Here is a 21,021-nt window from a genome sequence, read left to right as displayed (position 1 = left end):
ACGTTCCATCCGGAGCCTGGGGTGACGGCAGGGGCCGTCAGGCTCCCGCGCGGGCACAGACCCACCCGTCGGGCATGGTGCCGGAGGCGATGAATTCCTGCAGGTTGGCGGTGGTGGATGCGTCCAGGGCGGCGTCGGCCTGCGGGTAGATGATCGGTTCCTCCTTGGAGTTGTGCCGGTCCAGCAGCAAAAGCAACTCCGTGCACGTCGAGACGAGATCGGCGGGTTCCGCGCCGCCGTCGTGCTGCTCGGTGATGGTGTCCATCAGGTCCCAGAGTTCGCCGTGTTCGCGTTCCATGACCATGACCGGCATAATCAGGCCGGCACCACGCAGGGGCGGGAAGAGGAAGGCCTCCTCGAGGTAGATGTGCCGGCGCAGGGCGGACAACGCGCGCAGCAGCGCAGCGTCGTCGTACTGCCCGGTGGTGGTGCCGGCGGTGAAGGCCTCGATGCCGCCGTCGATCTCGCGGTGTTCGTGCTCGAGCGCGGTGCTGAGGACCCCGGCGCTCATGATGCCGCGGCGGTGCCACCGGCCGGAAGCTCCGGCAGGGCCTGGCGTGTGGCGACGGCCATCCGGTTCCACGCGTTGATGGCGCAGATCGCCATGATGAGCACGACGAGGTCCTGCTCGCCGAACTCCGCGGCGGCGTGGGCCCAGGTTTCGTCGGAGACGCCGCCCTCGCCGATGAGCGTGATCTCCTCGGTCAGCGCCAGCGCTGCCTGTTCGCGTGCCGAGTACAGGTCGGGGGCCTCGTGCCAGCCGGCCAGGACGTCGATCCGGCGGTCGTCCACGCCTGCCGCGCGGGCCTCGCGGCCGTGCATGTCCAGGCAGAACGCGCACCCGTTGATCTGCGAGGCCCGGATCTTGACCAAGGCCAGCAGGTCCTCGCCGAGGTTTCCCGCGTGGATGTACTTCTCCAGCGCGAGCATGGGCTGGTAGGCCTTCGGATCGACGGCTTGGATGGACAGACGCTGTGCAGCGGGCATGGCGGGGCTTCCTTCGGATGGGGCCATGGCGGCGGGAGATCCGCCGTCCCTTTCACCATCCCGCCGGCTGCGGCGGGTGTCAATCACCGGGAGCCATGCGCTGACCGGAGCCAACCGCCGTCCGCCGCGTTACCGTGGGATCATGCCGGAGATGCCCGAGGTGCAGGGACTCGTCGACTTCCTGCGCCACCAGCTGATGCCCGCCGATGCTGCCCCGGCGATGATCGCGGACGTGGAGGTGCTTTCCTTCTCGGTGTTGAAGACCGCCGCCGTGCCGTTCGCCGAGCTGGGCACCGCCCCGGTGTCCGCCGTCGAGCGTCGTGGCAAGTTCCTGGCCATCACCGCCGGCGAGGCGCACCTGGTCATACACCTGGCCAAGGCCGGATGGCTGCGCTGGTCCGATGCGCTGAAACCGGGCCGGTTGCGGCCGGGGTCCGGGCCGATCGCGCTGCGTGTGCGGTTCGCTGCCCGGGACGAGGGCGGTGCCCAGCAGGGCTTCGACCTCACCGAGGCTGGAACCAAGAAGTCGCTGGCCGTGTACGTGGTGCGCGGGCTCCACGAGGTGCCGGGGATCGCCCGGTTGGGCCCGGAGGCCCTGGACATCGACCGCGCCGGCTTCGGGGCGATGATCGCCGGGCACGGCGGCCAGATCAAGGGGTTGCTGCGGGACCAGTCGGCGCTGGCCGGGATCGGCAACGCCTACAGCGACGAGGTCCTGCACGCAGCCCGGCTGTCCCCGTTCGCGCTCGCCAAGAAGCTCGACGCCGCCGAGGTCGACCGGTTGTACGACGCGATGCGCGGCGTTCTGGAAGCGGCGGTGGCCAGCGCCTCCGGCCGGCCGGCCAGCGCGCTGAAGGATTCCAAGCGTCGATCGATGCGCGTGCATGCCCGTACCGGCGAGGCCTGCCCGGTGTGCGGGGACACCATCCGGGAGGTCTCGTTTGCCGATTCGTCGCTGCAGTATTGCCCGCCGTGCCAGACCGGCGGCAAGCTGCTGGCCGACCGGCGGACGTCGAAGTTCCTGAAATAGGGCGGTAGCATCGCCGGTATGCCGTCGACCTATGACCTCTATCGGAATCTCGCCGCCCGCCCGATGGGACGGCAGCTCTTTTCGGCCCTCTACATGTTCAAGGTGCCGTACTTCCGTTCGGTGCGCCCGGGCATCATCGAGATGGCGCCGCACCGGGCGGTGGTCCAGATCAGCAAGCGGCGGGCGGTCCACAACCACATCGGGACCCTGCACGCCATCGCCATCGCGAACGGCCTCGAGGCGGCGATGGGCCTGCTCGCCGAGGCGACCGTGGCACCGGGGATGCGGTGGATCCCGAAGGGCATCGAGCTGGACTACCTCGCGAAGGTCCCCGGAGACGTGCGCTGCGTCGCCGAGACCTCACCCGCCGATTGGGACCGTGAACCGCCGTTCCCGGTCGCTGTCCGGGTCGGCGCACAGCTGCGCGACGGCACCACGGTTGTCCGCGGCACCATACCGATCTGGGTGACCGCCCGGAAGTAGGAGCCCGTCAGGCCAACGCGTCGGCGATCGGGGTTGCCCCGTCGTAGAAGTTGACAGTCTGGCGGATGGCCGCGTTGGCCGCGATGGCGTGGGCGATGACCGCCGCGACGTTCTCCCGGGACGTGGAGCCTTCGTCGCCTTCGGGGGCACGGCCATCGATCAGGCCTTCGGCATCGGCCAGCTGGATCTTTCCGGTGGCCGGTTCCAGGGTCAGCATGCCCGGCCCGAGGATGGTGTAGTCGAGCCCGGTGCCGCGCAGGTGCTCATCGGCGTCGTGCTTGGCCTTCGCATACGCGTAGAACGAGTTGTGCGGATCGATCTGCTCGACGTCCACGGAGGCCCGCGAGTAGGAGACAATGACGAAGCGGGCCACCCCGGCCTGTTCGGAGGCCGTCATCGCCCGGATAGCCGCCTCGTGGTCGACGGTGCGGGTGCGTTCGGGGTTGCCGCCGCCGGCACCGGCCGCGAACACGACGGCCGCCGCGTCGGAGAACGCCTGCGCGAGCTCGTCCACGCCCGCGGTTTCAATGTCGAGCACGACGGCGGTGCCGCCTTCCGCTTCGACCTCACCTGCCTGGTCCGGGTTGCGGATGACGGAATCGACGGCATAACCGGCAGCCTTCAGTTTCGGGGTGGCGAGCAGGGCGATCTTCCCGTGCCCGCCGAGGATGACAACGCGTTCTTCTGACATGTGATGCTCCTTCTGCACCGCTTCCGGTGCCGCGGCTTCCCCGGCCGCGGGTGTGGATCCGGCCGGGGGCTTCCACTGGGCATAACGCGGCAAAGCCCCGGATATTCCAGCCCCGGCGCGATGCCGGCGCGCGTAGGGTGCTGGTAGCGACCCGAAGAGACGGAGGTGGGGACCATGCGCGGGGGGATCATCGGCGGGGGGATCGGCGGGCTGTGTGCCGCCATCGGGCTGCAACGCCACGGTGCCGACGTGGATGTCTTCGAACGCGCCCAGGTGCTCGAACCGGTGGGGGCCGGTCTGTCGCTTTTCGGCAACGGGATGGCCGCCCTGGACTCGATCGGTGTCGGGGCGCGGTTCCGTGAACTGACAGATGCGCACGGGGCCGTCGCCTCCGGTGGCCAGCGCCGGCCCGACGGGACGTGGCTGGCCCGGCTCGGGCCCGGTGAGCTGCCCGAACTGCGCGTCATCCACCGCGCGGATCTGCACGAACTGCTGGTTTCCGCCCTGGAACCGGGAACGCTGCACCCCGGTTCGAGGTGCGCCGCCGTGCCCGGAGACGGCCGGGACCTCGACATCACCGACGCCACCGGCACGCGCAGGCAGGAGTACGACGTGGTCCTCGCCGCCGACGGGATCCGCAGCACGACGCGCGCCGGTTGGCCCGGCGACCCGGGCCTGCGGTACTCCGGCTACTCGGCCTGGCGCGGGGTGACCCGGCATCCCGTGGACCTCGGTGGGGAGGCCGGGGAAACCTGGGGGAGGGGGCTGCGCTTCGGGATCGTCCCGCTGGTCGACGGACGGGTCTACTGGTTCGCCGTGGCGACCATGCCGGCCGATACCGTGATCGCCGACGAGTTCGCCGCGGTCCGCGGGCTGTTCGGCGGCTGGCACGATCCGATCCGGTGGCTGCTCGATGCCACCGACCCGGCAGCCGTCGTCCGCCACCCCATCCACGACCTCGCTGCACGCCTCCCATCGTTTCGGCGCAGCCGCACGATCCTGCTCGGGGACGCGGCCCACGCCATGACGCCCGACCTGGGACAAGGCGGCGGGCAGGCCATGGAGGACGCCGCCACCCTCGCCGCACTGCTGGCACCGGTGGCGCGGCGGCAGGCTCCCGCCCTCGATGCGGCGTTGGACCGCTATGACGTGCTGCGCCGGAAGCGCACGCAGCCGATGGCCCGCATGGCCCGCGCCGTCGGGCGGGTGGCGCAACTGGGGTTCGGCCCCGCCGTCGTCCTGCGTGACACCGCCATGCGGCTCACCCCCGCGTCCGCGCTCGCCCGCCAGGTCCGTTCGCTCCAGCAGTGGGAGCCGCCGTCGCTGGACTGAGATGTCATCCGATGGCTCGCCGGATGGCCCGTTCCGCCGGGGCAACCCCGTCCTCCCGGGCGATGAGCCCGGCCAGTCGGCGGGCCGCCTCGGCATGGCCGGGGGTTTCGACGGTGGTCCTCACTGCGTCGGCCACGGATTCGACGGTGGCCTTTCCATGCGGGATGGGCTCCGGGCCGGCCCCGAGGGCGTGGACCCGTGCGGCCCAGAAGGGCTGGTCGGTGAAGACCGGGACGCCGACCGAGGGGATCCCCGCGCGCAGGACCGCCGCCGTGGTGCCCGCCCCGGCATGGTGCACGGCGGCTGACATCCGGGGGAGCAGCCATTCGTGCGGCACGTCGCCCACGGCGATCGCGTGCGGAAGGTGCACGTCGTCCGGCCCCTGGACGACCGCCCGGACGCCGGCCCGGGCCACGACGTCGAGCATGAACTGCGTGTCGTGGGCGCCAGTGCTGCCGAAGCCGATGAACACCGGTGGCGGGCCGTCTGCGAGGAAGTCCAGCAGACGCGCGTCCGGGGCCCAGGCGGGATCGACGTGGGGCCACCAGTATCCGGTGATGTCCAGCCCCCGATGCCAGTCACGGGGGCGCCGGACCACCGATGGGCTGAAGCCGTGGAGGACCGTCGCGCCACGGCGCCGGCGAAGCGCTTCGGATGAGCGCCGGCTCCGGGCGGGCAGGCCCAGTTCGTTGCGGATCCGCGCCGTGGGGGCGTCGTAGGGGGCACGCGCCGATGCCATCAGCCTGCCGAGCATCTTGTTGCCGGGGCCGGTCATGGAGCGGGACAGGCCCAATGCCATCGGGGGATAGGCGCTGCTGGGTTCGAGGGGTTGGAGGTGGGCGCCGATGACGGGGATTCCCAGCGCTTCGCCGATGTCATGGGCGTAGGGCGCGATGCCGTTGGCCAGGAGGACGTCGGCACCGGATTGTGCCGCCGTGAGGGTTCCGGTGGCGGCAGCGTCCATGTAGGCGGTGAGCCCTGCCATGTAGCGGCGGAGATCGGACGGGCGCGGCTTCGTGCCGGGCGGGGCCGGCGAGACCAGGGACGTCATGTCGCCGTCGAGCGCGTGGAATTGCGCACCGGCGCTGCTGACAAGGTTCCGGTAGTTCGGATTGGCGGCAATGGAAACCTCGAATCCGTGGTCGCGGGTGAGGACGGACCCCAAACCCGCCAGGGGTGCGACGTCGCCACGGGTTCCCGGGGCCACCATGAGGATGCGCATGTTGGGTCCTTTCGTGATTGCGAACACCGTTCGCAGTAACTAGTATAGGGGAAACCCCCTCCGACGATTGGACGCGACAGCGCATGGCCTCCTCAGACCGGACGCAGGTGTGGGCGCGGTCTCCGGTCAAGGGGAGCGGGCCGGCCCCGGCGCATTCATTGGGTTCGATCGGGACGGCTGCCGTCGGGCTGGCCGACGCAGGTGGGCTGTCGGAGGTCTCGATGCGCAAGGTGGCAGCGGCCCTCGGAACCGGGGCGGCGTCGTTGTACCGCTACGTCGCGTCACACGATGAATTGCTGGAAGTCATGATCGATCGCGTGGCCGGCGAATACGACCTGTCTTCCTCGACCGCATCTGCCGCCGAGAAGATGCTGAACCTGGCCCTTCAGGGCCGACACATCATGCACGGCCACCCCTGGGTGGCGCCCTTGTTGCTGACCCGTCCCTCGTTGGGCCCGAACAGCCTGGACTACCTGGAACGGGCCCTGGAGGCATTGGCGGACATCGATCTTCCCGGGCCGCGCAAGCTGCAGGCCATCGCTTCCCTGACGGCGATCACCTCGGCCTTTGTGCAGAACGAATTATCGGCAGGTGCCCCAGGCGCCGATACCGCAGGTGCCGGCCGGCTGTCCGCAGCGGTGGCGTCTGGGAGCTATCCGCACCTGGCCCGGGCCCTCGAGGGAAACGCCGTGCGACGGGAACCCGCAGAAGACGTGTTCAGGCAGCTGATCCACCGACAGCTCCGCACCGACGGGATCACCGAGGGCTGAACGGGTAGGCAACGTAGGCGAAGCGGTCCGAATCCGGGGCCCAGCTGTTCACGTTCAGCGTGCCCTGGCCACCGAAGAGCGCGACGGTGTGCACCGGCGTCGTCCAGTCCCCGGTGGAGACCACCACCACCTCGACATCCCGATCTGCCGGATGCCCGAGCGTCCCGGCCGGAAAGCGGACGTAGGTGGCCAGGTGGCCGTCGGGGGAGAGATGCGGGAACCAGTCCACGGTGTCGCTGGCGATGAGCTGCTCGAGCCCCGTTCCATTGGTGCGGATCCGGGCGAGCTGGGCGTGACCGGGCGCGGTGGTGAAGACCTCGGTGTTCAGGTACAGCCAGTGGCCGTCGGGGGAGAACTCCGGCCCGTCGACATGGCCGGCACCGGTGTCGACGAATGTTCGTGGCCCGCCGGCCGCGGGCATGGTCATCAGCCGCCCGGGTCGGGAGAAGTCGCCGGCCTCGATCCCGACGTAGGCCAGAGTGGCGCCGTCCGGGCTGACGCCGTGCAGGAAATGGAACCAGCCGTCCTCGTCGGTGATCCGGGTGGCGGTGCCGCCGTTAAGAGGAGCCCGGTAGATGTGCCCGTCGTCCGCCGAGACGTAGATGTGCTCGCCGTCGGGGGCCAGGACGTGGTCGTTGTTCAGCGCCGGAAGCCCCGCGAGCGGTACGCTCTCCAGCTGGGAATCGGCGAGGTCGAGCGTCCAGAGTCGACCGTCGCCGTTGAGCACGAGTGCGCGGCCGTCCCGGGTCCAGTTGGGGGCTTCGAGCAGCAGGTCATCGGTGGTGAGGGCCAGCTGGCGCTCGCCGGTTCGGGCGGAGGCGACCCACACTTCGCAGCGTTGGCCGGTACCCAGCGTGCGGGGCATGGGGACTTCCTTCCGTTGGCCCCAGGTTACTTCCAGTCGTCGTAGAACTGGCTGTTCTTTCCGTAGCCGGGGTCGAGCTCGGAGCGTTGCATGCGATGCTCGACCGGTTGATCTGCGCAACTGGACGACAGATTGATGTCCAAGATCAGCCTGTGCGGTGAGCGTTGAAGATCTGCACTGAGACCGAGCTCTCCTTTGCGGTAGAACAACGTCCTGACGCTTCCGGGGCGATCGTCGCTGGAGGTGACTTCATTTTTCTTGTCCCACCCATCGTTGGCCAGCTGCGAGTCCAGTGAGTCCAATGCCCGATTTGCCGCTGCCTTGTCCGCAACAGGCCCGACGGCCCATCCGATCCACGACGTGCGCGTCTGCGGATCGTCTGCCTCGGCCCGCAGGCAGCTCTCTTCACGGACCCGCTTGTAGTTCATCTCCGCCGCGCCGGACAGAGGATCGACCAATTGCGGCATCAGCGTGGTGAATTTTTCATTGAGCGCGGCAGAAGCCTGTGACGCCTGCGCGGGGTCGGGCGTGTTGGACATGGAGCAACCTCCCAAAATAGGCATGAGGACGCCAGCGGCAAGTACACCAGCGGTTAGTCGACGGGAAATGATCATTTCTCCAGGCTCTCGGTGGGCACGGTCTTCAACTTCCCATACGCATAATCCTCCGGTCGGTCCTCCAAGGGGGAGTAGCTCGCGTAACTATGAGGAGTCGAGTAACGCATCTTGTCTTCTATGTACGGGCTGACGTCGCCTCCCTCGATGATTGCCTGGATGTTGTTCGCCGAGGTAGAGCCGGGGGTGAAGTACTCCGAGTGGCCCTTGACGATCGAATCCGGGTCCTTTGGATCAAGGAAACCGGATTCGAGCCGGTGGGCGCCCATTTGTTCGGTGGGGTCACTGACGGTCCCGACACCGTCACCGTGGTAGCCGCCGCCGAGCCGCTGGGACCAAATAATGGGATCGTCCCGTGTCTGGATCCAATAGCGGTTTGCGTCGGGATTCTGGGTGTCCTGGGGACTTCCGACGTCGTGCCCAGTGCCGGCGGGCGCCACATAGACGATGTTCGTCGAGTCGAGCCCCTCGCGTTCGGCCGTACCCAACAGCGAACCTCCGGCGCTGTGGGAAACATAGGTGGTCCGGGCCTTGTCGGAAATCTCCGCGTCGACCGCGTAGTCGAAGGCAGCCAGCCGCGGTGCACCTTTTTCGTTGTAGTCGCTCGACACGTTGTCCAGAATCTCATCCGGCAGGTCGGTTCCCTGCCAGTAGAAGGAAACCTTCCCGGGTCCCTCGTCGCCGTCAATGGCATCCAACCGGTCCATGGAGGACTCCAGGGTTCCGAGGTCGGTGGTCGTGCCCGGAACGAGCGTCGCGGCATGTGTGGTGGACGACGACGGCTGGCCCTTCATCGTGACGATCTGGCCACCGTCCTCGAGGGAGACCATGACGACCTGGGTGTCGTTGTCCATGGCGTAGTCGAGCCCCTTGGCCTGCGCGTCCAGTGCGTCCTGCGCGGCGACGGCATCCTCCCATTTTCGAAGCGCTTCCTGATAGGCGCCATAGGCGGCGTAGGCGCGCACCCGGTCGTGGCCGGGCTCCGAGAATGCCTCGGCGGTGAAGTCGTTGACGTTCGGTTTCGGCCCCGGATCGACTTGTTGGCCGCGGATCTTCTCGCGGTAACCCGCCACGGTGATGACGTTGGACATCGTACGTTTGGCCATCGGGATGCCGTTGAGGCTGCCGAAGAGACCCGGATAGAGGAGGAGCAGCTTCTCTTGGTCCTTGGCGCTCAGCCCCAACCAGGTGGAACGGATTTCATCGATGCCGGATTCGGTTAAGGGTGCATCGTCCGCCATGACCGCCGCCATGGTGGCTTCGGGCGAACCGGGAGGAAAGCCGCCGTCGGGCTTGTTGAACGCCAGGACCTCGGCTGCCTCCGGGTTGGCATCGGCCCAGGCACGAAGTTCGTCGGCGGAGAGACCGCGCAGGGACGGCAGCAGGTCCTTCGGATCGACATCACCGAAGTTTTCGTCGAGTCGCTTGGTGAAGGTGCTCCAGGAGACGTCGGGCAACGTGGGGCCACCCAACGCAGCGGACAGGGGAAGTGATCCACCGGTGCCCGTCTTGATGGCATCCAAGGCATCGGCGGCCGTGCTTTGAGCCGTACTCCAATCGTCACGCAACTTCTTCGCACGGTCGTTGAACTCGTTGACTTCCTGATCGAGATCCGGGTTGTCCCCGCCCTGTCCCAGCGCCACCTTGGTGTCGAGAAGGGGCAACAGCGTGGACAGGGAATCGGACTCCTTTTGAAGCTTCTTCCCCGTGGAGACGAAATCAGAAATGGTGGATTTCGCGGCGGAGAGGGCTTCTTTCCACTCCTCGGTGGGTGCAGTCAGGTCGTTCAACGCGGCATAAACGGTTGATTGCGTTTCGTCGTGCTGGTACGCGCCGGGAAGCCTGTCCCACGCGGTTTGGGCGTCCGTGACGTAGCTTTTGGTGCTCTTGGCCCGCGACTGCATATCGGTGGCCGCGTCGTCCAGGGCATCCCAGGGAACGTCGATGTCGGGAAACTTCTCGATGCTCGTCATCGCGTCCGGGCTGAAAAATTGAAAGGCGAGTCTCCGGCGTCCGTCGCCCAGACGGGCGGGGCCGTGTAGCTCGTGGGGATGCGGCCTACGGCCGTGGTGGCCTCGTCGGACATGACACCGTCGGCGTCGACCAATGCGACGGCCGTGTCGGCGACCGACGCCGCCTTGCGGAAAACCAGGCTGCTGGCACGCTGGCCGACGTCGTCCCGGGGGCCCCAAAAACGGTCGAAGGCCGCCTTGACTGTAGTTGCCGTCCCGAAATTGTCCTGGACGGTGTCTCCGGCGGTTTTGGTGTCTTTGGCAGCGGAGCGCAGCGATTCCCCATCGGCTGCAACATCGATGAAGATGGTGTGCAGGGCTCCGGGGGTGATCTTGTAGGCCATGGCTTTCCCCACCAAAAAGTCGTAGCTGTGCGGTCCAATGCGGTCCGCCCGTTCCCTTTGACCTTCGCAGATCCGTGAGTCGAAAGTCCATGGGGAGTTCTCCCCTGTGGAGACGGAACCTCGAGCGCGACGGCGCAAAACCGCAGCACCCCGCCCGACGGCCGCCGTTCACGACCTAAACTGGGGTCCTACACACCGGAGAACGGGAGGGTGTCATGTCAGGGACAACGGTCTCCGAATTGATGGCCGAATTGGCCGAACTCGAGAACCCGAAGGTGCGGGCGGTCAACGAGAGGCACGGTGACGACCACGGGGTGAACCTCTCGAAGTTGCGCGCCATCGCCAAACGGCTGAAGACCCAGCAACCCTTGGCCAGGGAACTCTGGGACACCGGCGACACCGCCGCACGTCTGCTGGGGCTGCTGATCTGCAAGCCCAAGGAGTACGACGGCGGTGAACTCGACTCCATGCTGCGCGAGTCGCGCGCGCCGAAGGTGCACGACTGGCTCGTCAATTACGTGGTCAAGAAGAACACCCATGTCGAGGAGCTGCGCGTGGCGTGGATGGCGGACGCCGATCCGGTGGTCGCCAGCGCCGGGTGGGCACTCACTTCCGAGCGCGTAGTGAAAAAGCCAGAAGGCCTGGATCTGCCGGGTTTGTTGGACACCATCGAGGCCGAAATGAAGGACGCCCCGGACCGGCTCCAGTGGGCTATGAACACCTGCCTGGCCACCATTGGGATCGAGCACGAGGAGCACCGGGCCCGGGCCCTGGCCATCGGCGAACGGCTCGAGGTCCTGAAGGACTACCCCACACCGCCGAACTGCACGTCCCCGTTCGCCCCGATCTGGATCAACGAAATCGTCGGCCGGCGCACCGCGGGCTGACCGTCACCCAGCTCCCAGCACGACGTCGGAACCCTGGTTCCGGGAAGGCTCACCATGACTCCTGCATCACCCCTGGATGAAGCACGTGACCGGGCGCTCGACGTCCGCGCGAAATACGAGATCCTCGAACAATGGTTCAACGGCAAGACCTGGTCGCTGCACGAAATGATGATGGGCTTCTCCAACGATGTCGGCTACATCGGCCGCCTGATCCTGGCCAACGACGGCATCTGGGACATCGACGGCGACGCCGATGCCGAACTCAGGCACAAGCTCGCGGAATCGGTGTGGTGGAACTTCGTGATCGCCGACCGTCTGGGCATCAACCTGGGCCAGGCCTACAGCGAGACAATGGACAACATCGGGAAAGCCCTCGACGGCACCATTGAACGCACCGCCCCCGGTTCGGCCCCGGCCGGCGAGCCCCGAGAAGGCACCTCGTAGCCCTCAGGCGTCGGCGTGGGGGTTCAGCAGCGTCGATGGATGCTCAGTCACCGCCTCCGTCGATGAGGGTCCGGGCCATCCGGACTGCCTTGTTGAAGGCATCGTTGCGCAAGTGCACCTGGTCCCGGTCCTCTACACCGCCGCGACCCGGCTCCGTATACGCCCCCTGTCCCGGGTAGAGCACCCAGATGTCCCCGGCGGGTGGCAGGTAGAAGACCCCGAAGGACCGGCGGGTGTCGTCGTCCTTGGTCCAGATGGGCACGACGGCGATGGCCGCTCCGGTGTCGATGTTGATCCATTGGGCACGGGGGACTGGTTGTTCGAGGACTTCCGGGTCAAGAAACGGCGCGTGGCCCTTGCCCCACCGCTCCTCGAAGCGCTCGTGGAACACCGGCAGCAACGGTTTGTTGTAGCTACGCCAGCCGCTCATCGGGGACAACCTCCAAGGTTCATCGGGGTCGGGTGGTGATGCCCGGAGGCCGAGGTGGCGCCCGGCCCCGCGGGCGCCACCTCGGCGGCATGTGATCGGACTAGGCGTTGATTTCCTGCTGCTGGGACTCGCCCGTTTCGATCTGGATCCGCCGGGGTTTCGCCTTCTCGGCGACCGGGATCCGCACGGTCAGCACGCCCGAGTCATAGCTCGCCTGAATGCCATCGGTATCCAGGGCCTCGCCGAGGATCAGCTGGCGGCTGAAGACGCCTCGTGGACGCTCCGAGACCACCAGCTCGGTGTTTTCCGCCGTCCGGTCCGGCCGTTCCGCGCGGACCGTCAGGGTGTTGCCCTCGACGTCGAGGTCCACCGAATCCGGCGAGACGCCGGGCAGATCGAATTCGACGACGAACTCATGTTCCTGCTGCCACGCGTCCATCGGCATCGCCGCCGGACGCGCCGTCGTTCCCAGAACCTGCTGCGTGAGCCGGTCGAGTTCACGGAAGGGATCGGTGCGCATCAGCATGGTCTTCTCACTCCTTCACAGATCGAGGTTGGTATTGCCGTACCGAATGATAATCTGTGTCATCCGGTACAGATTTTTTATAGCATGAACGCATGGAGCCGTAAAGGGTCCGTCCGGAAAAAATTGGAGGAAGTGGCGCATGGGACAACAATCCTCGAGCAAGGGTGTCTACGGCATCGCCGTCGTCGCCGAACTGACCGGGGCGGGGCAGCAAAACCTCCGGCTATACGAGCGCAGGGGCCTGCTGGAACCCGAACGCACCGCAGGCGGCACCCGCCGCTACAGCGAGGACGATATCGTCGTGCTCCACCGCATCATCGCCTTGCTCGACAACGGCGTGAACCTGGCGGGTATCCGGCTGGTGCTCGACCTCGAGGCCGAAAACTACCAACTACGCCACGAACTGGCACGCCGCCCGGCCACGTGAGCGACGGTTAACTGGCACCGGCGGTGATGGCGGCCAGGACGCTGCGGAACGTTTCTTCTTTGGCGATCTCCTGGAATGCGGTGTGCTCGGCGACGAGCTCCCGGCGGAGCACATTGTGCAGGGCCTCCAACGCCGCGTGGGATCGGGGTTCGGCGTTCCCCGCGTCGAGATCCCTGCTGTCCAGTGCCTCGATGGCCTGGACATCGTGGAGGCTTCGGCAGCCCCCGACGTCGAGACCGTCCAGCAGGTAAAGGCTGAAGCCCCGCCCGTCGAGCCCTTCCGAATCGTCCTCGTCGATGACGAACCCGAGCGTGATCTCACCCGGCAGGGTGGCGGAATACTGCCCCTGGAGCGGGGACACCAGCCCTATCGGCTGCCATTGCAGGGTGCCGGCAACGGTCCGGTCCAGCATGGCATCGATGACCGTGTTCCACTGGGTCGTGTCGAACTCGAAGTGCCCGTTGTAGTCATCACTCGAGAAGTCCCGCACCGACAGGTAGTCATCGCCGGCCGGGACACCCAGGGTGGAGTCCAGCAACTGCCGGAAAGTGATTTCGGAATTCTCACGTGCCTCCCGTTCGCGCTCGGCGGCGACGGCGTCGCGCACGCAACGGAACAGCTCTGCGACCGGAGCACCGTCCGCAGCAGCCTTGTTGGTCACGCGGAGGTTGTCGGTGTATTCACTGTCGTCCAGGTTCTTCCGCCGGACCGAGAGCTCGTAGGAGTATCCGGTCGGGTAGCCCCACAGGGACAGGGAGGTGCCGCCGGCCTCGAACGTGCACGTGAACCCGGTAGTCCGTTCCGGGCCGACCTCATCCTCCACCCAGGTGATCCGCTGCGCACGGGTCTGTTCCAGCAGCTGCGCCGCGATGTCACGCCAGTGTCGTTTGTCGAACATGGTCCTTCTTCCCCCCCTTTGATCCGCTCCCGGCGACGATAGGTGCCGCCACCGACAGTTGGGCGCGTAGCCTCGGTGCATGTCGACTTCGGCCTGCTCGCGACCTGCATAGGCCGACCGGGCAGAACCATCGGCAACAACATGTTGGAGGGGCACGATGGCAATCGAAAGATACACACACCCGCTGGACGACACGGAGTTTTGGGACGCTCAGCGCCAGGGGCTGGCGGAGCCGCACGTTGAACCGGTCAACCGCTTCATCGACGTACTGGCCAAGCGCAAAGGGCAGCAGATACCCCACGTCGCACCCATGCATGGCGGCGTGGATGCGCGGGTGCTCAGCATTTTGCGGGATCCCGGCCCCATGACGGACCGGACCAAGGGCACCGGACTCCTGTCCGTGTTCAACCCTGATCAGACCGCGGCGAAGCAGTTGGGGCTCTTTGGCAAAGAGGGCATCGAACCGCGCGATGTTCTCCCCTGGAACGCATACCCCTGGTACATCAACCGGGCACCCAACCCGGCGGAACGGGAGGAAGGAGCAAGGGTGTTGCGCGAACTACTGGACCTGTTGCCGCGCATCCAGATCGTGTTCCTCCAGGGCGCAGACGCCGCTGGCATGTGGCGAAAGTTCGAGGCTCTCCATCCAGGCTACGCAGCGGAACGAAGCCTGGTCGTCGTCAATTCCCTGCACCCCAGCCAGCAGGCGCTGTGGCACAAGGATCCAGCCGAACGCGATCGGCGGGTCCAACGGCGCCTCGATGCATATCATCGCGTCGGCGCCCTACTCCGCGGGGAGGAAATCCCACAGCCGGCTCCGGCAGCTGCAACGGGTCGCGGAAGCGAGGCCATCGTGGAGAAGGCCTTCGCCGAATACCTCACCGCGGGCGGGTGGGACGTCAGGCGCCAGGTGAACTATTGCGACGTGGTGGCCACGAGAGACGGAGTCACCCTGAAAGCCGAGGTCAAGGGCCGTACGGGATCGAGCATGGGTCTCGACATCGACACGCTGTTCGGACAGCTGCTGCGCCGTTTTCCCGAAAGCGAGGAGGCATCCTTCATTCCTGCCGTCGTTGTCCCCGCGGAAGCACTGGCCAAAGTCCAGCGCGTACCGGAGTGGGTCATGGATCAGCTCCGGATCGTGGTCTTCACCGTAGCTGATGACGGGGCCGTACGTCAGGTCAGTGGCGAAACAACCCGCGCTGGCGAATCCGGGGAGGGCAAACGTGCCGCACATCCGCTGATTTCCGTTCGACGTGCCATTGCGTCGCTCGTTGACCGGGCGCCGTTCCGACCTGAAGGCAAGGACCCGCGGTAGGAGCTGGGGGGTCTGGCCATGCCAGGCTACGTTTGGCCCCCGGGCAACGAGTCGTATGCTCAAAGCAGACGACCGAGCAGGAGGACAAACGGTGAGCGGATGGCGGGAAACCCTTCAGGACTGGGCCGCGGCGTGGGCAGCAGTGCGGGATCGTGGGGCCACGGTGGACGGTGCTGGTGTCCGGACCGTCGATGAACACGATCCGACCGAGTACATCCTGGGCTGGCCCGGTGACGACGCGGATCGCGTGGTGCAGGACGCCCGTTCCCAGCCCGGGTCGCTGGTGACGCTGGTCGCCGACCCGTCGGAGGGAATCCTCGACCACGCCGCGCCCCGTGGGCTGGTGCCCGTGAAGCGTGCGGTGCTGCTCACGGCGGCCACCTCGGAGCTCGAAACCACATCTGCACTGCCCGAGAACGGAGGGCTGGAAGAGGCCCCGTTGGAGCTGTACGACATGGTGGAGGCCACCGAATTCGGCCGTCCGGTCGCCAGTGGCCGCGTCCGTGTCGAGAACGGGGTGGCCGTTATCGGTTCCCTCAAAACCCATCACCCGGACACCAGCCCGGCGTTCGGCCAAGCGGTACTGGCAGCCCTGGTCGAGGAGGCCTACGTCCACGGCGCGGATGTCCTGTACACCGTCGTTTCCGAACGCCAGGTCAGCGGCTACACCGACATCGGATGGTCCGTCGCGGCGCACGTCATCACCTTCCGCGCCAAACCCTAGGCCAGAGTACGACGACGGAACCCGGGCCTCCGTGGTGGTGCACAGGGCGCCCCCACTGACAGATCGATCACACAATGAGCCCTGGGGGATGGGCTTTGGCATCACCGCGCTAGGGTTGATGCCGCTGTTCTTCATCTCTGGCATCCATGCCGTTCATGTCCCTCCTTGCGCGTCCTTTTCAACGGACGCTTCGGCTTCGTCCCACGGAGCCGACTGGGGAAGCAGCGCAGCCCCCCTGAATCCGAGGAACCACCATGACCAGCACCACGACGCGCGTGCCTCCAGCCGAGGACGCCATCGCCCAGGACCGCGGCTACCGCAACAGCCTGACCAAGATCGAGCCCTACGGCATCGAGCACATCCCCGACGTCGAGCGCCACGGCAAGCCGTCGTCGCAGTTCTTCCTGTGGTTCGCCGCCGGGATGAACTTCCCGATCGTCGTCCTGGGGTTCAGCGCCACGTACTTCGGGCTGCCGTTCTGGTCCGCAGCACTGGCAATCCTGGTGGCCGGCGTGATCGCCGCCACCGTCATGGGCTACCTCTCCGGCATGGGAGTCCGGCTCGGCGTCCCGCAGCAGATGCAGGCGCGCGGACCGCTGGGCTTCATCGGCAACCTGTTGCCTGTCGCCTACGTCAACGTCTTCGCCGGCGTCGGCTGGGCCGCCGTCACGGTCATCCTCGGCGGGCAGGCCATCGCCCTGCTCTCCGGCATGCCGTTCTGGGCCTCGGCGCTGATCCTCATGCTGCTGCAGCTCGTCGTTGCCGTGATGGGATACAACCTCATCCACTTCCTGCAGCGCGTGCTCTCGATCATCCTGTTCGCCGGCTTTGTGTTCATCACCGTCGTCGCCCTGGCCAAGGGGGAGGTTGTGAACACCGTCAACGAATCCGCCGCGGGATTTGCCGGCGTCGGCGGCTGGATCATCTTCTTCGGCTACTTCATGTCCTTCATCATCGCGTGGATGCCCTTCGCCTCCGACTACTCCCGCTACCTGCCCAACACCTCGGCCAACCGGCGCGGTGCCGGCGTGTTCACCATGCTGGGCAACTTCGTCACGCTTTCGTGGATGGGCATCCTCGGCGTCCTGCTCGGGGCCACCGCCACCACGGACGACGCCATCGGCGCGCTCAAGGACCTGATGGGCCCGTGGGCGATCGTCGGCATGGGGATCGTCGCGCTCTCCTCGTTCACGCAGAACTTCCTCAACGTCTACGGCGGCGCCATCTCCATCCAGACCATGGGGGTGCCGGTGAAGCGGCACACCGCCGTCGTCTTCATTTGCGCCGCCTCCTACCTGGTGGCGCTCTGGGGCCAGACCGGCTTCAACGACGGCTTCACCGTGTTCCTGAACCTCACCGCCTACTTCGTGGCCCCCTACGTCATGGTGTTGATCTGCGATTATGTGCTCGGCAGGCGCCGCAGCGACCGCGGGCTGCGCGAGCTGTTCGACAAGTCACGGAAGTTCGAATGGGGCTTCGTCGCGTGGGCCGCAGGCGTGCTCGGGTCCACCCCGTTCTGGATCTCCGCCGTCTATACCGGCCCCATCGCCGCAGCGAACCCGCAGCTGGGCGACCTGACGTTCTACGTTGGGGCGGCCATCGCCCTGGTTGTCTACCTGGCGACTTACCGGCTGCCGCGGCTGTCCCGTCGTGAGCCACTGGCCGTCACCGACCAGGGATAGGCCATGGCAGCAGTCCGGGGGAGCGGTGCCGTCCACCTGGTGGTCATCGACATGCAGGCCGCGTTCCGCCGGCCGGGCCAATGGCACGTGCCGCGCTACGACGAGGCGGCCGCCCGGATCGGCCGGCTCATCGAGGCCATCGGCGACCCGCTGTTCACACGCTTCGTCCCCGACCCGTCCGAGCAGGGATCGTGGAGGGCCTACTACGACCGCTGGGACGAGATGCGGCTACCGCCGGAGGATCCGGTATGGGACGTGGACTTTCCCGGGTACGACGGCGGTGCCACCCTTGATCTGCCCACTTTCGGCAAGTGGGGCCGGCGATGGCTCAGCAGGTGCCGGTCGGTGGGGAGCTCGTCCTCACGGGCGTGGCCACCGACTGCTGCGTCCTGTCCACCGCGTTGGCCGCCGCCGACGCGGGCCGGTTCGTCACCGTCGTCACCGACGCCTGCGCCGGGCAGGACGATGCGGCGCACGAGGGTGCCGTGGCCATGATGGGGCTGCTGGCCCCGATGGTCCGGCTGGCCACCTGCGACGATCTGCTGGCGGAGCGGTCCGGTGCCTCGGAATCGCATTAACCGGAAGGCCTGAGGGGGGCAGTTAGCATGGGGAAGCGTGTCAACGCGGCACCCACGCCAGCGGCCCCACCCACGCCGGGAGGCCTGGAACCGACAGGGCAGACGATTCACGGCGGGGCCCTTCACCATCCGCCACAACGAAAGCGCAGGCAGTCATGAACACATCGCCCATCGCAGACCCTGTTACGTCCACCCAGACGGCGCTCGTCGTCGGCGCCACTGGTATTGCCGGATCCGCGATCATCGAGGAGCTGGAACGGGCTGGCGGCTGGACCATCCTGGCCCTATCCCGTCGCCCCAGCGCCAAGTCGACCGTGCGGCACATCGCCGCCGATCTGCAGTCCGCCGACAGCCTCAAGGAGGCCCTCGGCAGCGAGCAGCCGACCCACGTGTTCTTCACCGCCTGGGCGCGGCAGGACACCGAAGAGGAGAACATCAGGGTCAATTCGGCCATGCTGCGCGATCTGCTCGTGGCCCTGGGCCATGCCCCGGTGGAGCATGTGGCGCTGATGACCGGGCTGAAGCAGTACCTGGGCCCTTTCGAGTCATACGGGGCGGGGCCGGTTCCCGACACCCCGTTCCGCGAGGAGGCACCCCGGCTTCCGGTGGAGAACTTCTACTACGCCCAGGAGGACGAGCTGTGGGCTGCTGCTGAGCGGCGCGGATTCCGCTGGTCGGTCCACCGCTCGCATACGGTCATCGGCCACGCCGTGGGAAACGCCATGAACATGGGCCTCACGTTGGCCGCACAGGCGTCGCTGTGTCAGGAGTTGGGCATGCCATTCGTCTTCCCGGGCTCCGAGACGCAGTGGAACGGCCTCGTCGACGTGACCGACGGGGACCTCCTGGCCGAACACATGGTCTGGGCCGCGACCACCGAGTCGGCGGGCAACGAGGCCTACAACATCGTCAACGGCGACGTCTTCCGCTGGCGCTGGATGTGGCCGAAGCTGGCTGCCTATTTCGGTGTCCAGCCCGAAGGCTTCGAGGGCTCTCCTCGGCCGTTGGAAGAGCAGATGCAGGGCATGGGGCAAACGTGGTCGAAGCTCGCCGCCACCCACGGACTGGTGACTGACGACCTGTCCAAGGTTGCGTCCTGGTGGCACACCGATGCCGACCTCGGCCGCGACGTGGAGGTCATGGCGGACATGGGCAAGAGCCGACTGGCCGGTTTCACCGGTTACCGGCGCACCGAGGACTCCTTCCTCCGGCTGTTCGACCGTTACCGTGCGGAAAGAATCATTCCCTGACAGTTCAGCGGGTGCGCTGGCCGAATGCTGACGAGCTCGTCGGTATTTATGTCTCAATTGTTTCTCCTGAGATACAATTGAGACATGGAACTGCTGACGACAAATGCCGTGGCAAGTGAATTGGGCGTTTCGCCGGTGGCCGTCCGCCGTATGGTGTCGTCCGGCCGCCTGCCCGCCACGAAAGTGGGGGCTTCCTTGGCCTTTGAACCGTCCGCCGTATACCGACTCCAGCGGGACATCCGGAAGGCCGGCCGGGTCTGGTCGGCCACCACTGCGTGGGCGGCTATCGAAATGTTGTCTGGGTTCAAGACGGAGCTTATCGACCAGCCGCGGCGATCCAAGTTGGCGTACAGGATGCGGACGCTGGATGCCGACGAGTTGCATCGTTTGGCGCGCAAGCGGTGTGAAGTCAAGAGATTTCACGCAAGTCCGCGCGCATCTGGACGGCTTACCCAACTGATCGAGCCGGGCGGCGTGAGCGCGATAGCGGAGGAAAGCAGATCAAAGAGATTCGGTCTCGCAGGCGTGCGGGTGGAAGGCCGCGTTGAAGGATACTGGGACGGGAGGCTTGCGGATCTGCTATCCCAGGTGCCAATGCACCTGGATGGAAACGGCAATGTCGTGCTCCGACTTGTCGCAAAAGCCGCGATGGGGAGAGCCGGCGGGACAGATGCCCTCATCGCATTGGACCTGATGGATTCGGATGACGTACGGGAGCGTGGAGCCGGCCGGGACACTTTGAACCGGCTCCTACATCATGACTAAGGCGCAGCGTCCCCGGATAACTCTTGATGCGCCCGCCGACGTATGGGTTCATCCGTGGCCGAACGCGTTTGAGCTCGCAGATGCCGTGCCGTCCAGGCACTGGTCGCTGGTAGGTGGACTGATGGTCCAGCTCCACTGCATAGCGGCTGGGGTTGAACCGCCGAGGCCCACTGGCGATGTGGACACGCTGATCCATGTCGAGCTTCCGGGGAACAGCCTCTCGGTTCTGCACGAGGGCCTGACTAGAATCCGCTATGTTCCTCAGTCATCCCTGGGACGCAAGCAGCCACTGCACCGCTACGTCCGTGGTCATGACGTCATCGACTTCCTGATCGCTGATCATGCACCCCCGTCACTCATGAGGAAGCTCCCTGCACGAGGTGTTGTTCGGGCACCCGGCGGCACGAATGCGCTGCGGAGGACCGTGGAGTTCGATATTTTGCACGAGCACGGTACATCCACCATCTCGTGCCCGGACGTTGTTGGCGCCCTGATGCTCAAATCGGATGCGTACCGGGTCGACTCGCGCGACCGCATCCGCCACCTTCAAGACTCGGTGACGCTGGCGGTCCTGTTGTCCGACTCGAACCGTGGTCCGAGGATGTTTGGCAGTGGTACAAAACGCATCCGCCAATTGACCAGGACCCTTGCGCGGTATCGGCCTGAGCAGCTCGGTGTGGCTGCCGACGACTGGCAGGACGCCCAGATCGCGCTGCAAGACCTCCTCCTGTGGAGATGATGC

The 21,021-nt window shown here is 66.6% G+C and carries 25 protein-coding genes; 14 read left to right on the top strand and 11 right to left on the bottom strand.

What is annotated here, in order from left to right; translation table 11 throughout:
- Positions 1-37 precede the first annotated feature (37 nt).
- A complete protein-coding gene (locus AC1MEQ_RS08805; RefSeq protein WP_479795827.1) occupies positions 38-511 on the bottom strand; it encodes a hemerythrin domain-containing protein in 474 nt (157 codons plus the stop codon).
- Positions 508-987, bottom strand: coding sequence for a carboxymuconolactone decarboxylase family protein (locus AC1MEQ_RS08800; protein WP_479795825.1), 480 nt, complete (start codon positions 985-987; stop codon positions 508-510). Before AC1MEQ_RS08800 ends, AC1MEQ_RS08805 begins: the two co-directional genes overlap by 4 nt.
- 142 nt (positions 988-1,129) lie before the next feature.
- Between AC1MEQ_RS08800 and AC1MEQ_RS08795 the strand changes: the two genes are divergently transcribed.
- The gene (locus tag AC1MEQ_RS08795) at positions 1,130-2,017 is read left to right on the top strand and encodes a DNA-formamidopyrimidine glycosylase family protein (RefSeq protein WP_479795823.1); all 888 of its coding nucleotides are present in this window, start codon (positions 1,130-1,132) and stop codon (positions 2,015-2,017) included.
- An 18-nt stretch (positions 2,018-2,035) separates the two neighbouring features.
- Positions 2,036-2,500 (top strand): hotdog fold domain-containing protein, encoded by a 465-nt coding sequence (locus AC1MEQ_RS08790; RefSeq protein WP_479795821.1) that lies wholly within the window; start codon positions 2,036-2,038, stop codon positions 2,498-2,500.
- 7 nt (positions 2,501-2,507) lie between these two features.
- Here the strand turns inward: AC1MEQ_RS08790 and AC1MEQ_RS08785 are convergent, their stop codons facing one another.
- Positions 2,508-3,191: an NAD(P)H-binding protein gene (locus AC1MEQ_RS08785; RefSeq protein ID WP_479795820.1), complete on the bottom strand. Its 684-nt coding sequence runs from the start codon at positions 3,189-3,191 to the stop codon at positions 2,508-2,510.
- Between the two features lie 174 nt (positions 3,192-3,365).
- Between AC1MEQ_RS08785 and AC1MEQ_RS08780 the strand changes: the two genes are divergently transcribed.
- A complete protein-coding gene (locus AC1MEQ_RS08780) occupies positions 3,366-4,523 on the top strand; it encodes an FAD-dependent monooxygenase (protein WP_479795818.1) in 1,158 nt (385 codons plus the stop codon).
- A 4-nt stretch (positions 4,524-4,527) separates the two neighbouring features.
- Here the strand turns inward: AC1MEQ_RS08780 and AC1MEQ_RS08775 are convergent, their stop codons facing one another.
- A complete protein-coding gene (locus tag AC1MEQ_RS08775; protein ID WP_479795816.1) occupies positions 4,528-5,745 on the bottom strand; it encodes a glycosyltransferase in 1,218 nt (405 codons plus the stop codon).
- An 83-nt stretch (positions 5,746-5,828) separates the two neighbouring features.
- Between AC1MEQ_RS08775 and AC1MEQ_RS08770 the strand changes: the two genes are divergently transcribed.
- A complete protein-coding gene (locus AC1MEQ_RS08770) occupies positions 5,829-6,515 on the top strand; it encodes a TetR/AcrR family transcriptional regulator (RefSeq protein WP_479795814.1) in 687 nt (228 codons plus the stop codon).
- Here AC1MEQ_RS08770 and AC1MEQ_RS08765 read toward each other — a convergent pair.
- The 4 genes from AC1MEQ_RS08765 to AC1MEQ_RS08750 form a co-directional block, all read right to left on the bottom strand.
- Positions 6,502-7,380 (bottom strand): TolB family protein, encoded by an 879-nt coding sequence (locus AC1MEQ_RS08765; RefSeq protein WP_479795812.1) that lies wholly within the window; start codon positions 7,378-7,380, stop codon positions 6,502-6,504. The two genes, AC1MEQ_RS08770 and AC1MEQ_RS08765, sit on opposite strands and share 14 nt — an antisense overlap.
- A 26-nt stretch (positions 7,381-7,406) precedes the next feature.
- The gene (locus tag AC1MEQ_RS08760) at positions 7,407-7,919 is read right to left on the bottom strand and encodes a hypothetical protein (RefSeq protein WP_479795810.1); all 513 of its coding nucleotides are present in this window, start codon (positions 7,917-7,919) and stop codon (positions 7,407-7,409) included.
- Between the two features lie 71 nt (positions 7,920-7,990).
- Positions 7,991-9,967 carry an alpha/beta hydrolase gene (locus tag AC1MEQ_RS08755; RefSeq protein WP_479795809.1) on the bottom strand — a complete coding sequence of 659 codons (1,977 nt, stop codon included), beginning with the start codon at positions 9,965-9,967 and terminating at the stop codon, positions 7,991-7,993.
- Positions 9,964-10,350, bottom strand: coding sequence for a hypothetical protein (locus AC1MEQ_RS08750; RefSeq protein ID WP_479795807.1), 387 nt, complete (start codon positions 10,348-10,350; stop codon positions 9,964-9,966). Before AC1MEQ_RS08750 ends, AC1MEQ_RS08755 begins: the two co-directional genes overlap by 4 nt.
- Positions 10,351-10,565: 215 nt before the next feature.
- On the opposite strand from AC1MEQ_RS08750, the gene AC1MEQ_RS08745 reads away from it, so the two are divergent.
- Complete coding sequence (locus tag AC1MEQ_RS08745; protein ID WP_479795805.1) at positions 10,566-11,237, top strand: DNA alkylation repair protein; 672 nt, start codon at positions 10,566-10,568, stop codon at positions 11,235-11,237.
- A 54-nt stretch (positions 11,238-11,291) separates the two neighbouring features.
- Positions 11,292-11,681, top strand: a complete 390-nt coding sequence (locus tag AC1MEQ_RS08740) for a nucleoside triphosphate pyrophosphohydrolase family protein (protein ID WP_479795803.1) — start codon at positions 11,292-11,294, stop codon at positions 11,679-11,681.
- A 43-nt stretch (positions 11,682-11,724) separates the two neighbouring features.
- On the opposite strand, the gene AC1MEQ_RS08735 is transcribed toward AC1MEQ_RS08740, so the two are convergent.
- On the bottom strand, positions 11,725-12,111 hold the full coding sequence (locus AC1MEQ_RS08735; protein ID WP_479795801.1) for a hypothetical protein: 387 nt from the start codon (positions 12,109-12,111) through the stop codon (positions 11,725-11,727).
- Positions 12,112-12,211: 100 nt separating this feature from the next.
- A complete protein-coding gene (locus AC1MEQ_RS08730) occupies positions 12,212-12,637 on the bottom strand; it encodes an Hsp20/alpha crystallin family protein (protein WP_479795799.1) in 426 nt (141 codons plus the stop codon).
- Between the two features lie 139 nt (positions 12,638-12,776).
- Here AC1MEQ_RS08730 and AC1MEQ_RS08725 point away from each other — a divergent pair, with 139 nt between their 5' ends.
- Positions 12,777-13,064, top strand: coding sequence for a MerR family transcriptional regulator (locus AC1MEQ_RS08725; RefSeq protein WP_479795797.1), 288 nt, complete (start codon positions 12,777-12,779; stop codon positions 13,062-13,064).
- A 7-nt stretch (positions 13,065-13,071) separates the two neighbouring features.
- Here the strand turns inward: AC1MEQ_RS08725 and AC1MEQ_RS08720 are convergent, their stop codons facing one another.
- Positions 13,072-13,962: a hypothetical protein gene (locus tag AC1MEQ_RS08720; protein ID WP_479795795.1), complete on the bottom strand. Its 891-nt coding sequence runs from the start codon at positions 13,960-13,962 to the stop codon at positions 13,072-13,074.
- A 157-nt stretch (positions 13,963-14,119) separates the two neighbouring features.
- Between AC1MEQ_RS08720 and AC1MEQ_RS08715 the strand changes: the two genes are divergently transcribed.
- From AC1MEQ_RS08715 to AC1MEQ_RS08685, 7 genes are all read left to right on the top strand, one after another.
- Positions 14,120-15,280 (top strand): uracil-DNA glycosylase, encoded by a 1,161-nt coding sequence (locus AC1MEQ_RS08715; protein WP_479795793.1) that lies wholly within the window; start codon positions 14,120-14,122, stop codon positions 15,278-15,280.
- 91 nt (positions 15,281-15,371) lie between these two features.
- A complete protein-coding gene (locus AC1MEQ_RS08710; RefSeq protein ID WP_479795791.1) occupies positions 15,372-16,004 on the top strand; it encodes a hypothetical protein in 633 nt (210 codons plus the stop codon).
- 254 nt (positions 16,005-16,258) lie between these two features.
- Positions 16,259-17,686 carry a purine-cytosine permease family protein gene (locus tag AC1MEQ_RS08705; protein WP_479795789.1) on the top strand — a complete coding sequence of 476 codons (1,428 nt, stop codon included), beginning with the start codon at positions 16,259-16,261 and terminating at the stop codon, positions 17,684-17,686.
- A 323-nt stretch (positions 17,687-18,009) separates the two neighbouring features.
- Complete coding sequence (locus AC1MEQ_RS08700; protein WP_479795787.1) at positions 18,010-18,264, top strand: cysteine hydrolase family protein; 255 nt, start codon at positions 18,010-18,012, stop codon at positions 18,262-18,264.
- A 155-nt stretch (positions 18,265-18,419) separates the two neighbouring features.
- A complete protein-coding gene (locus tag AC1MEQ_RS08695; RefSeq protein WP_479795785.1) occupies positions 18,420-19,514 on the top strand; it encodes an SDR family oxidoreductase in 1,095 nt (364 codons plus the stop codon).
- Positions 19,515-19,598: 84 nt separating this feature from the next.
- Positions 19,599-20,279: a helix-turn-helix domain-containing protein gene (locus AC1MEQ_RS08690; protein ID WP_479795783.1), complete on the top strand. Its 681-nt coding sequence runs from the start codon at positions 19,599-19,601 to the stop codon at positions 20,277-20,279.
- A 178-nt stretch (positions 20,280-20,457) separates the two neighbouring features.
- Entirely contained in the window at positions 20,458-21,018 is a 561-nt protein-coding gene (locus AC1MEQ_RS08685; RefSeq protein ID WP_479795781.1) for a hypothetical protein, read from the top strand.
- Positions 21,019-21,021: the final 3 nt, after the last annotated feature.

It is taken from the genome of Arthrobacter sp. ASL1, assembly GCF_056680475.1.
Note: the sequence above shows the minus strand (reverse complement) of the source record. Positions and strands in the feature narration are given on the sequence as shown.